Below are 11,927 nucleotides of genomic sequence, written 5' to 3' on the forward strand. Positions count from 1 at the left end.
CCAGTGAGCGTGTCCAGGCGTTGCTCGTCGGTGAGATCATTGAGGCTCACCCCCGCGTGCTTCCCCGCCACGGACAGCCGCACACCTTCACGGCGGTGCCCATAGCCGTGCGGCAGGCTCACCACGCCGCGCATCACCTCATCTGTCACGCTCACCGGAACGGAGACCTGCCCCACTCGGGACGCGACGACGGCTTCGTCTCCCTCTGCCAGCCCGAGCGCCTGCGCATCCTCGGGGTGCATCATCAGCGTGCAGCGCGGCTTGCCGCTCATCAGCATGGGCACGTTGTGCATCCATGAGTTGTTGTCTCGCAGGTGCCGCCGGCCGATCAGCAGCAGCTCGCCGTCCGTCAGCGGGGGCGCACCTTCCGGGAACGCCTCTCTCAGCCGCTGCACATCCCCCACGAAGGGAGCGGGAGCCAGCTGGAGGCGCTTGCCCTGGGTGAAGAGCCGCTGTGGCAGACACGGCTTCAGCGGCCCCAGATCCACCCCATGGGGCTCCCGCCGCAGCGCCGAGAGGCTCAGCCCCTTGCGCAGTCCCCGAGCGCGCATCCCATAAGGCCCCGCCCTCAGCCCGACGTCGAGGATGCCTTCGGGCCCGAGCCGCTTGAGCGCCTGGTACTTCAACGTCCCACGCAGGCTCCGGCCATGCCGGAGCACCTCCACCCGGTGCTTCAGCTCCAGGAGGATCTGCCAGTCATGCATGACGCCAGGAGGAGGCTCGAACAGCGCGGGTGCGTAGCGAGCGGTGTCCCGAATGGCCAGCGCGTGGAAGGCGACGTCATAGTGCCCACGCTCCAGGGGCGAGGGTGGCGGCAGGATGAGGTGCGCGTGCCGGGTCGTCTCGTTGAGGTACGGGTCGATGGACACCATGAAGTCCAGCGACGCCAGGGCCTTGTCGAGCTGCCCACCGTTGGGCGTGGAGAGCACCGGGTTGCCGGCGAGCGTCACCAGTGCGCGGACCTGCCCCTGCCCTTCCGTAAGGATCTCCTCGGCCAGCGCCGCCACGGGCAGCTCCCCGGCAAACTCGGGCAGCCCTCGCACCCGGCTCTTCCACCGCCCGAGCCCACCCCGGCTGCTGGACAGCGCCTTGGGCCCTCCCACCAGGTCGAACGCCGGGCGCGTGAACATGGCTCCACCCTCGCGATCGAGGTTGCCACTCACCGCGTTGATGACGTTGATGAGCCACTGGCAGAGCCCTCCGAATGCCTGCGTGGACGTGCCCACACGCCCGTAGCACACCGCCGCTGGCGCCTCGGCGAACTCGCGGGCGATGCGGCGGATGCTCTCTGCGGGCACTCCCGTGGGGCCCGCGGCTCTCTCCGGCGTGAACTCGCGGGCCAGCTCCCGCACCGTCTCTACCCCGTCCATGAAGGGCGCCAAGCGCTCCGACTGAGGCCGCTGCAGCAGCTCGTGGAGCACGGCGAAGAGGAAGAGGGCGTCGGTGCCCGGCCGGATGAAGAGGTGCTCATCCGCGATGCGGGCCGTCTCCGTCCGGCGTGGATCCACCACCACCACCCGCCCGCCGCGCTGCTGGATGGCTCGGAGCCGCGCCCGCACATCGGGCGCCGTCATCATGCTCCCGTTGGAGGCCAGCGGGTTGGCGCCCAGCGCCAGCAGGTACCCGGTCCGATCGAGATCCGGAATGGGCACCAGGAGCTGGTGCCCGAACATCAGGTGCGAGGCCAGCAGGTGCGGGAGCTGGTCCACCGAGGTCGCGCTGTAGCTGTTGCGCGTGCGCAGCGTGCGCAGCAGCTGGGGGATGAAGAGCATCGCCCCCGCGTTGTGGACGGTGGGGTTGCCCAGGTAGACGGCCACCGCGTCGCGGCCCTGGGCGCTCTGAAGCGCGTGCAGCCGCCGTGCGGCCTCGTCCAGCGCCTCCTCCCAGGAGACTGGCTCCCAGCCGCTGGCCGTGCGCCTCAGGGGCTGGCGCAGCCGCTCCGGATCCTCGTGGAGATCCTTCAGCGCCACCGCCTTGGGGCAGATGTGCCCACGGCTGAAGGGATCCTCCTCATCGCCCCGAATGGAGGTGATGCGGCCACCCTCCACCTCGATGCGGATTCCGCACATGGCCTCGCAGAGGTTGCAGGCGCGGAAGTGGGTCTGTGCTCCGGACGTGGGAGAGGCCATGGCGGGGCACTATACCCACCCACAGCTCCTGACCGCGCTCAGCCCATGGCCCGGAGAGGCTCGCTTCCGTTCTCCGGGAGATTCTTCGGGCCAGGCGCCTGCTCGGCCGGGACGCCGACGTCGAGCGCCTCCCGCAGCTCGGGAGAGAGCCTCTGCAGCAGCAGCAGCACCGACGCGTTCGTCCACGCGAAGCCCAGCGTCCGCTCGGAGCGCGGCGCCAGGTACGGCCCACGGTCCGCACCCTGGTTGCCGTACTCCACGGGCACGTCCGCCGAGCGCCTCACCACGTCGTACTTCTCTTTGATGAGGCCGTTGTGCTGCCCGGCGATGTCCATCACCATGGACAGCCAGCGGTAGGCCACCTGGTCGGCCTCGGCGTGGAAGCCGTAGCGGCGCAGCCCTTCGACGGCGATGATCTGGTGAGGCGCCCAGCCGAACGGCCAGTCCCACTGCAGATCCTCTCCGCCGCCTGCCTCGCGAGAAGCCTTGCTGCTGGAGGACAGGCCTCCCGCCTGGAGGAAGCGCGGGAGCGAGGCGGCCACGGCGGCGGCCTCCTTGCGCGAGGCCCAGCCCGTCCACAGGGGATAGAAGGTGGCCAGGGTCTCGTACTGGGAGCGGCGCCCGTTGACGAAGTCGTGGTCGAAGAACATGCCGCGCTCCTCGTCCCAGAAGCGCGCGCGCATGGCCCGGGCCCGCGCCCGCGCCGCCTTCTCGTACGAGGCCGCCCGCAGCGAGCTCTCTCCCTCCAGCAGGCGCAGCAGGCGCGCCAGATCCTGCTCGTACTGGAAGAGCAGCGAGTTGAGGCACACCGGCTCGTGCTGGTGGAGGGTGGTGCCGAAGCGGTGGCACATGTCCCAGCCGCTCTCCCGGATGGCCCGATCGTGCCGGTGGAACTCGGGGTTGTCCGGACGCTCCCGGTAGAACGTGGACACGTCCTCGGCGTCGGGGCCCTCCGCGTCATCCTTATAGCGGGAGAGCCCGCTCGGTGTGGCGCGCGGGCCGGTACGGAAGACTGTCTCCAGTTCCTTGATGGCCGCCTTCACCACCCGCTGCAGCAGGCGCTTGTCGGGCTGGAGCGCGTGGAGCTCCAACGCCAGTCGGGGCAGCAGCGGCGGCTGCGTCCGCGACAGGTGGAAGCTGAGGTTGGAGTTGGGGATCTTCCCATAGTGCTCGAGGGCGTAGACGTGGTTCTCGACCATGTCGCGGACGAGCTCCGGACGGCCGGAGCTCAGCGCCCCCCGCCCGTTGAAGTAGCTGTCCCAGCCGAACATCTGCATGAAGCGCCCGCCCGGGACGATGTAGGGCTGCGGGACGTAGGCCATCCCCGGCTCTCGCATCAGCCGCTGCCAGTCCGCCTGGTCGCGCGGCTCGCGCAAGGGCACCACCTCCCAGCCGTGGCGTGCGGCCTGGGCGCGCAATCTCCGCACGGCGCTCGGGTCCTTGGCGGGGACATACAAGCGCCACCGGCCATCCGGGCTCTTCACCCGCATGTCCCGGAGCGCCTCGTTCAGCTGGTCGAACCGGTCCGCCCGGCGCACGAGCCCCTCCCAGCCCTCATCGATCAGCCGCCGCAGGGCGGCGGTGCGACGCTCGAGGATCCGCGCCATCGGCAGGCCGGGCATGTCTCCACGCCCCTCGAGGATCTCCTCCGCGAGCACGTCCGCGGCGTGCGCCAGCCGCTCTGGCCCCGCCAGCTCCACGCTCACGCCCGGGCCGAGCGGGAAGTCCACCGCGAAGCGCAGGTTGCTCGCGCGCGCCCGCTCGGCATCCCGCGCCGTGATGCAGCCGTCGCCATCGAGATCCAGGGCCATGAGCACCTCGTAGGCGAGGCGAGGGGAGAAGGTGCTCGGGGAGAGGGGGCGCGGCGAACCCGAGACGGGCACGCGCTCCGGGACATGAGCGAACAACGCGGTAGACGCACGCGCGGGAGCAGGACGAGTAGGTGTCAGGGAGGACATCCGGAGGGTACCTTCGGCGGCTCGGAGCCAGCCCTAACGGTACACGAAGTCACCCGGCGAAGATGCGTCGCCCACGCATCAGTTTGCCCGACTGCTCTCAGTCGTTTCAACTCAAAAATTTGAGCCTCAAACCGATATCCGCTCCTCCGCAGCGGTGCGTCGGCCCGGCTGGAAACGGATGGGCAGTCGGCTGGGACCGTGGACATGCAGCGCTTGGCGCGGCTCCCACGGCTCGGAGCTCGCGAGCTCGAAGCCCTTGAGCCGCTCCAGAAGATCCTCCAGGGCGACCTTGGCCTCCAGGCGTGAGAGCGCCGCTCCCAGGCAGAAGTGGATGCCGTGCCCAAACGCGATGTGCGGGTTGGGTTCACGGGCAATGTCGAAGCGGTCGGCGTCCTTGAACTTCTGAGTGGCCCGCTCGTCTTCCGCGCGCTCATCTCCGGGGCGCCGATTAACTCACAAACAACTCGCGGGGCGCGAACCTATGACGGCAGCTCATCCACGATCTCCACTCCGGTGGACTTGTACTGCTCGACACCCACGCCCTTCACCTCACCGATCTCCGTCGCCCCGCTGACCCCGGCTGTCTCCAGTCGAGCGTGAATGCTTGACAGAGAGGACCACCCACGACGAGCTGCTTACGCCGCTGAACTTCTTGTCCTTGGTGATCTGGATGACCTTCCGGGCGCCCCACACCCGCGCAAGAGAAGCCCGGCCACCATGTGCGGTGACCGGGCCCTCGTTCAGCATCGGTGGTTGGGCCGCTCTGCTACCGCCCCTTCCTGTTCACACACCCACGAGTGTGGAAGACGAAGAACTCCTCGCCATACCAGCGCGCATCGATCCTGACCCCGCGCAGTGTCGTCGTGTACCTCTCTCGTGGACAGTCGCAGCGCAGGAAGGCCGGTTGGTGACTCATAGCCGACTCCTACTGTCTACAGCGCACAGAGGTGCCACTCTCCGGCAGGGCAGACAGGCCCAATCGGGTTGACGTCGGGCGGCGCGGTAGGCAAAATGTCGTGACTCGTCCCCACGAGCACGGCGGACTTTGCTTACTGGGTCCCGTCGTTTTAGGCCGGCCCATGGGAACCCGTTTCCGATGGTGCCGGCTGAACTTTATCGAGACATTTCTCGTAAGATCTTGGTGAGTAGCATCACCAATTCGACGAATGGGCTCGTCGCTATTTGTCGCTGCTCTTGCCCATCGCGATCTTCAAGACGCTGAGGAACCACACCACCACCCAGTGCTGGAAAGTGTGAATGACCACCCAAATAGCTGTTCTGGCCGCCTTCTGGTAGATGCGCCAACTGGGCAGATGATCCTTCGCCATCTTGTGGATCACCTGAACTGCATCACCAATTTCCTCATTGGCGATGCGCGGCGGGAGCAAGTCTGCGAGAAGATCTAGGCAATGCTCAGCGCGAGAGAGAGCCGACCCCTCCAATTGGCGAGCCCCACTGGGGGAGTGCTCACTCTTGCCAGATGACGATGTGAGCGGCTCCCTTCCTTGAACGCGCTCTGCTGCGCGGATAGCTATGTCGAGGGTGAAGGCGACGTCGGACGCTTTCTGGCGTACTTCAAAAATCACCTCTGCCCGTCTGTATGCGGCCATACGCCGGTACGGCGACAGCGAGCTATTGCATGCTTCCGCCATGGCATTCTTGTATTCACAGCGCATCTGCTCGTAACGTCGATGGGCGTACGCAGATCTTTCCTGCATCTCGGAGAGCGACACCTGCTCCGCTCCAAGGCTTTGGAGCCACCTATAGAAGCCGACTCTACGCTTCTCGCTCATGTCGTACCCCATGCAGGCTGCAGGAGCCCAATGAGAGCAGTGCGCTGCTCGGTGGCCACGCGGCGCCCCTCGCCGCTCAGTTCGTAATATCTGCGCGGCCTTCCACCGCGCTCAGGCATGGGCGGACCGTCGAAGCTACGCAGCAGGCCCGCGCGCTCCATGGCCTTGAGCGTGGGGTAGACGCTGCCCTCGTTAAGGGTGATGGCGCCCTCGGTGCGCTCGCTCACTTTCTCGATGATCTCGAGCCCGTAGCTCTTGCCTCTGATGAGGACGATCAGGATCGCCGCCCTCGCTGTGACCGGAGTCTCCATGCCCGAGATGGTACCCTCAAAATCTGAGGTTGCAACCATAAAGTTTGCGGATACTGCTACCTGGAGCGTGGTGGACTGCACAGCCCCAACACGCTGGCGACGAAGCTGACCGCGCGACTCAACCAGATCGGTGCGCCTACCCACGTGGTGGATGTCCTGCGATGGGACCAGCCCATGCCGAACACGCACGGGAGAGCAGCTCGCGGGATCCGGAGGTCCTCTACCTTCACCTCTTGGTGACGGGCGTGGTTCCTGAGCCTATTTACGGAACGCAAGTGTCTCGAAATCAGGTGGACGTAGCAGTCACCGAAGTCCAGCTCGCGGAGACCTCCGTGAGAAGCCCCTGACGGTAGAGCCAACCCATGATGGCAGCTCCCTGACGCAGGGGAACATGCCCCGCCCACGCCTCCGACATCTGCGCCATCGTCACCCCTTCGCTCAGTGCCTCCACGAGCGGCGCAAGCTCGACACCGTCCAGGTAAGCAATGGGACGGGCGAGCCGCGGGTGACTCAGGGCCCGGCGAAGCTCGATGAACTCTCCAACAATGCAGGGCGTCTCGACCAGAACCGCCTCTGGAGCCAGCCGCCAGCGACGATGGAGGAGAGCGTCCCCCGCCACTGCCTTCACCTCTTTCATGCCCTGCGGCAGGCGCTCGGGCGTGGCGAGGGCACGGCGCTTCCAGAAGGGCCGGTCCTGATAGCTCCGCTGCTCCCGGTAGTACCCCGCCGCCCAGGTCGCGTGCTGCTCCACACTGGAGCGCTGATCCTCCGTGTAGAACCGCAGCGCGGCGGCCGAGTGTTCGGGCCGGGCAAGCAACGTGTGAACCGCCGCAGCGCCGCTCAAGGCCGTCTGCAGCGCCTTCTGGACTCCCGAGGAGGACAACGGATCAATGGAGAAGCTGGCCTCGCCCACCTTGATGCAGTCTTCCTCGATGGGGATGGTGTCCCGATAGCAGGTCGCATCACAGGCAAGCACACCGCTGACCAGGCGTGGCGCCGTCCACGCCTCCAGCAGGCACGAGCGTCCCAGCAGCTCGCGGTAGAAGGCCTCCAGCGTCCGCCGGCCAATACCCCTCTCGCGCAGCAGCTCCGGATCCACGAAGACCATGGCGTTGAAGGTGCCATCCGGCAGATGCGCTCCCCAGTACCAGGCGTCCGGGCCCGCCTCCACGCGGGTCTCGGGGCCATGAGGCGCCTCTCCTCGCCAATAACCGTAGAGCGCCAGTGTTCGCGCGGAGACGGGCACCTTCTGGCCTCCCAGACAGGAGGTCCGTCCGCTCGCGTCCGCGAGGAACCGCGCTGACACGAGGAGCCACCGTCCCTCATGAAGGACAGGCAGCTCCCAGCCTCCCGCCTTCCTCTCGGGGCGCTGCGCCGCGGCAGGCTGGAGCACCTTCACGCCCGCCGAGACCGCCGCGCCCAGCAGCAACGCATCCAGGCGCCCCCGATCCACGAGCAGCCCAGGCTCGCCCGCACGTCCTCGGACACGCCGCTCAGCCGTGTCCTCCCAGCGCACGAGCGCCTCCAGCGCGGGGAGAAAGCCCGCCCGCTTCACCTCCTCCACCACCCCCAGCGCGTCGAACAGAGGCCACACGCCCGGCGTCAGCGACTCGCCCACGTGGCGCCGAGGAAACGCCTGGCGCTCCACCAGACACACTTCATGCCCGAGCCGCGCCAGCCGCAGAGCGAGGGAGGCTCCTGCCGGCCCACCGCCGATGACGCAGATCTCGGTGTCGAGCCGCGCCTCCACCGCTCACCCGGCGGCAGGGGGCAGACCGAAGTAGTCCGGACGGGCCTGGGCGAGCCGGCTGTACGCCTCCAGGCAGTAGTGCAGCCAGCCACGGATGTAGTCACACGCCGGACGGCCCCGCTGGATGACCTCGTGGTGACAACCACCGGAGCACATGTAGCGTGCCCAGCACGAGCGGCACGGCTCCTGGCGGTGCACGTGGCGCTCCGTGAGCCAGCGCGCCTGCCGCACCTTGTCCACGCCGGTGGCCAGGTCGCCCATCGCCCCCTCCTCGTCCCCGACGAAGCGGTGGCACGCGGCCAGCTCGCCACTGGCGGAGACGCCGAGGTAGCCCGCACCAGCTCCACAGGGGTACGGCCGGTGGGTGCCCTTGTGGATCTCCCGCATGGCGTTGACCATGTTGGCGAACGGGTAGCGCCGGCCCGCGATGATCTGGCGCTCGAACTCCCGCCCGCAGTCCACCATCTGCTCGAGCATGAGCTCCAGCTCAGCGTGCCCCATCTCGTCCCGCCCCGTGGGCGAGCTGAGCATGGGTGAGAACCCAACGCTGTGGAACCCGAGGCCCACGAACGTATCCAGCGTCTCGCGCAGCTCCAGGTTGCGCGGTGTGACGGTGACGCGCGCGGAGACCTGCATCTGCCGCTGCCGGGCCAGCAACGGCGCCACGTTCTCCATCACCCGCGTGAAGCTGCCCTGGCCTCCCTTGAAGGAGCGGAGCCGGTCGTGCACCTCCTGGCCCCCATCCAGGCTCACCGTCACCGCGAAGCCGTGCTGCTCGAAGAAGTCCGCATCCTCGGCATTCACGAGCGTGCCGTTAGTGGTGAGCGAGAGCGTCAGCGAGACACCCTTCGCCCGCGCCTGCTCCACGGCCCGCTCCGTCGCGGCCCGGATGATGGACCGGTTGAAGAGGGGCTCACCTCCCAGGAACGAGAGGTTCACCCGCTCGCCCTGCCCCACATCGCGCAGCAGCAGGTCCACCGACTCCAGCGCCGTCTGGAGCGGCATGTTCTTCGCCGGGCCGCCGAAGTCCCCTTGCTGCGCATAGCAGTAGGTACAGCCCAGGTTGCACTTCTGGGCCACCGCCAGTGAGAGCGCCCGGATCGGCGGAGACTCGATCGGCGCGTCGTCGATGAACGGCGCCTCATCGACCCCCAGCTCCTTCAGCAGCCGCTGCACGGCCTCCCCGTCCCGTGCCCCCTGCGCGCGCTCCAGGGCCTCGAACGCCTCGGCGTCCACACCAAAGAGCCGGCTGCCATTCACCACCAGCAGGTGCCGCTCCTGCTCCGTCTGGAAGAGGTGCAGCTCCGGAACCTGAGGCGCGGACAGGGCAAAGAGGCGTCGGGCCTCGGAAGAGACCGGAGGGCTGGAGAGCTCCTTACTCGGAGCGCTCATCCCTGTCCCCTCCGTCCCCAGCCGACACGGCCACTGCATCGTGGTCCCGCCCCTCCACCTGGAAGTGCAGGGACTCCTCCCAGTGGCGGAACAGGTCGTCATACGAGACGAGCCGCGTGTCCGTGCGGTTGTCCAGCACGTACTCCTGAGGTGCCTCGGGGCTCCGGTCCTTCTGGAGCCAGTTGATGCCGACGCTGGTGCCCTGCGGGCCCTGCTCCACGCTGACGTAGTCCGGGCGGCTCGCGGCCCAGTAGTAGCAGGCGCACTCGCGGTAGTCGTTCTGCCACGGCGAGCACAGGCCCTGGGTGAGCTCGCCCGGCTCGGCCAGCTCCTCGGCGATGACGGCCAGGTCCCCTTGCTCGCCCTGCGCGAAGAAGCGCCGGAGCTCCAGCTCCACCACCAGCACCTTCTTCTTGTCCTTGGGGAGGGCGGCCGGGAGTGAAGACTCCGCCTGGGTGAACTCGCAGCGGACCTTCTTCCCCGCCTTGGCGTGCAGCACCTCCGCCAGGGCGTTGGACCACTCCATGAAGGTGACGCCCTCCGGGTTGGCCGAAGTTACCAGCGGGATGGGGTCGGCGCCGGGGCGCTGGGGCCCGGAGACGGGCACGACGAGCGGATGGCCATCCACGCGCAGCAGCCGGTGGTGGAGCAGGTGCTCGAACCCACGGTCCGTCTTGGTGACGTAGTTGTCCGCCTCGTGCAGCTCGATGCCGACGAAGATGCGGCGCCAGACGTTGCGGAAGTCGAACTCCAGCCCGGGGAAGCAGTTGGAGATGGCGGACGCGGGCATCGTGCCCGGGGGATTGCCAGAGGCCCGGTAGTGGAGCTGCGCGGACAGGTTCTTCGGATCGAGCTTCTTCATCCCTGCTCCTCCCCGTCCTTGATGGGCTTGGGCTGCTGGAACATGGCCCGGCGCGCGGCCTTGCGAATGATGTCCACCTGCCGCTGGGTGAGCGCCAGGGCGCGCCCGTCCGCCCCGCGCATGAGCGCCGGCATCTTCCGGCGGCTCTTGTTGCTCAGGTCCCCCACCTCATCGTGGAGCCGCAGCACGTCCGAGAACCAGGGCGACGCCCCGGCCCGCAGCGCCGTGAAGACGGTCTGGTGCAGGTTCCGGATCGTCAGGTTGTCCACCAGGGATGGGGCCATGATGGGCTCGAACAGGCGGCCCGTGTCCGCCGTGTCCTGCCTCACCATGGTGCTGGCCACGTCCACCTGGCCGTTCACCGTGTTCCCATTCATCACCGCGGTGTTCATCAAGCGGATGGTCTCGAAGGCCCGGCGGACGATGTCCTCGGCGGCCTCGAGCGTGGCGTCGGCCGCGCTCGCCACCGGCCCGTTCAGCGCCTGGTCCAGGTCATCCGCCACGGTGCGCACGGGGAAGCTGTCCGGCGCGAAGGCAGGCGGTCCCGCGCCGATGCGGGCAAAGGCCTTCAGCGGCTCGGCGGCGCCCTTGAGCTTGAGCTGCACGTGGACGAGGCCATCGCACTCGTCATCGATGTACCCCCGGCTCACCCAGTCATCGCCCCGCTGGTAGCCCGCGTAGATCTGCGCGGGCATGGTCAGCGTGGGCCCCGCGCTCTCGGCGTAGCCCCTCCACTTGCCCTTCTTCGGGTCGTAGATGACCTCTGAGATATTCTCGTCCGGAACCGGCTTGCCGTCCGGCCCAACCATCTCCTCGCTGGCGCCGTACACCTTGCCGGCCGCGGGGATGAAGCGCAGGCGGATCTCCGGGAACGCCTCCGTGGGCTGGATGTAGCGCACCGAGCCCAGCGGCAGCACCTTGCCGGGCAGGAAGTTCCGGCTCTGGCCCTCCAGGAGGTGGGCGGTGTGATCCGAGAACCGCCCGGTGCTCGCGATGATCTTGTCCTTCGGGTCACCCGTGCGCCGGAAGGGCTTGATGTTGCCGACGCGCACCTCCCACTTCACGTCCGAGGGGCTCAGCCCATTGGCGGCGAGCAGCTCGAGGGTGAGCGGCTCCAGGGTGTCCTTCGAGGTGACGGCCCACACCTCGAGGAACGGCGCCACGGGGCGGATGTGGCCCTCGGGCGACTTGAAGACGATCTCCTCCGGGAGGAAGGCCTCGGTGATGCCGCCTGTCTCCGGGTCAATCCGGAAGGTGGGAGCCGGCCGCAGGCGCCGGAACCCCAGCGGGTCCTTGTCCGGCACTTCGAGCTCGTAGTTGTCGAGCGGCTCGGGGGCTGAACCGAGCCGCGCAATCGCCAGGGGGGGAAGGATTCGCAGTTCCTTGATGGTCACGCCAGGTCCTCCGATGAAGCGGAGCGGGTGCAGCTCAAGACTTCGGGATCATCTTGCGGACACTCGCGAGCGCCGCGATGTCGAGGTCCGTCAGGGCACTGAGGTACTCGGTGTGCTGGCCCGGGAAGCGCGTCCGCAGCGTCTGGATGAGCTGCAGGGACGCCTCCAGCAGGTCGCGGTGGAGCCGCCACCGGTTCGCCTCCGTGTCCGGCAGGTCCAGGGTGTACGGCATCTCGAACGTCGGGGCCGCCACCTGCCCCGAGCCGGACTCGTCGAGCGGCAGCTGCACCAGGATGTTGGAGATGGAGCGCACGTTGTACATCTCACCGAAGGTGCGG

At 68.0% G+C, this 11,927-nt stretch carries 9 protein-coding genes and 1 pseudogene; all 10 read right to left on the reverse strand.

What is annotated here, in order from left to right; all coding sequences use genetic code 11:
- Nucleotides 1-2,129 (reverse strand): molybdopterin-dependent oxidoreductase (locus VD972_RS11285; protein ID WP_324985153.1); only part of this gene is annotated, 2,129 nt, incomplete at its 3' end.
- Nucleotides 2,130-2,167: 38 nt separating this feature from the next.
- The gene (locus VD972_RS11290) at nucleotides 2,168-4,012 is read right to left on the reverse strand and encodes a trehalase family glycosidase (RefSeq protein ID WP_324985156.1); all 1,845 of its coding nucleotides are present in this window, start codon (nucleotides 4,010-4,012) and stop codon (nucleotides 2,168-2,170) included.
- A 201-nt stretch (nucleotides 4,013-4,213) separates the two neighbouring features.
- Nucleotides 4,214-4,477 (reverse strand): annotated as a pseudogene (locus tag VD972_RS11295) (cytochrome P450); the annotation flags it as partial.
- Nucleotides 4,478-5,265: 788 nt separating this feature from the next.
- On the reverse strand, nucleotides 5,266-5,880 hold the full coding sequence (locus tag VD972_RS11300) for a hypothetical protein (RefSeq protein ID WP_324985158.1): 615 nt from the start codon (nucleotides 5,878-5,880) through the stop codon (nucleotides 5,266-5,268).
- Nucleotides 5,877-6,191, reverse strand: coding sequence for a PadR family transcriptional regulator (locus tag VD972_RS11305; protein WP_324985161.1), 315 nt, complete (start codon nucleotides 6,189-6,191; stop codon nucleotides 5,877-5,879). The genes VD972_RS11300 and VD972_RS11305 overlap by 4 nt, the downstream gene beginning before the upstream one ends.
- A gap of 286 nt (nucleotides 6,192-6,477) precedes the next feature.
- On the reverse strand, nucleotides 6,478-7,941 hold the full coding sequence (qhpG, locus tag VD972_RS11310; protein WP_324985164.1) for a flavin-dependent monooxygenase QhpG: 1,464 nt from the start codon (nucleotides 7,939-7,941) through the stop codon (nucleotides 6,478-6,480).
- A gap of 3 nt (nucleotides 7,942-7,944) precedes the next feature.
- Nucleotides 7,945-9,333, reverse strand: a complete 1,389-nt coding sequence (locus VD972_RS11315; RefSeq protein ID WP_324985167.1) for a radical SAM/SPASM domain-containing protein — start codon at nucleotides 9,331-9,333, stop codon at nucleotides 7,945-7,947.
- A complete protein-coding gene (locus tag VD972_RS11320) occupies nucleotides 9,317-10,195 on the reverse strand; it encodes a hypothetical protein (RefSeq protein WP_324985170.1) in 879 nt (292 codons plus the stop codon). The genes VD972_RS11315 and VD972_RS11320 overlap by 17 nt, the downstream gene beginning before the upstream one ends.
- Nucleotides 10,192-11,589 (reverse strand): hypothetical protein, encoded by a 1,398-nt coding sequence (locus VD972_RS11325; RefSeq protein ID WP_324985173.1) that lies wholly within the window; start codon nucleotides 11,587-11,589, stop codon nucleotides 10,192-10,194. Before VD972_RS11325 ends, VD972_RS11320 begins: the two co-directional genes overlap by 4 nt.
- Nucleotides 11,590-11,623: 34 nt before the next feature.
- Nucleotides 11,624-11,927 (reverse strand): hypothetical protein (locus VD972_RS11330; RefSeq protein ID WP_324985176.1); only part of this gene is annotated, 304 nt, incomplete at its 5' end.

It is taken from the genome of Hyalangium sp. (assembly GCF_035629615.1).
Lineage (GTDB): Bacteria > Myxococcota > Myxococcia > Myxococcales > Myxococcaceae > Hyalangium.

Excerpts from the sequence above, each read along its gene's own strand:
- VD972_RS11300 (WP_324985158.1), bottom strand. The coding sequence starts at position 5,880 with ATGAGCGAGAAGCGTAGAGTCGGCTTCTATAGGTGGCTCCAAAGCCTT.
- VD972_RS11305 (WP_324985161.1), bottom strand. The coding sequence starts at position 6,191 with ATGGAGACTCCGGTCACAGCGAGGGCGGCGATCCTGATCGTCCTCATC.
- VD972_RS11320 (WP_324985170.1), bottom strand. The coding sequence starts at position 10,195 with ATGAAGAAGCTCGATCCGAAGAACCTGTCCGCGCAGCTCCACTACCGG.
- VD972_RS11315 (WP_324985167.1), bottom strand. The coding sequence starts at position 9,333 with ATGAGCGCTCCGAGTAAGGAGCTCTCCAGCCCTCCGGTCTCTTCCGAG.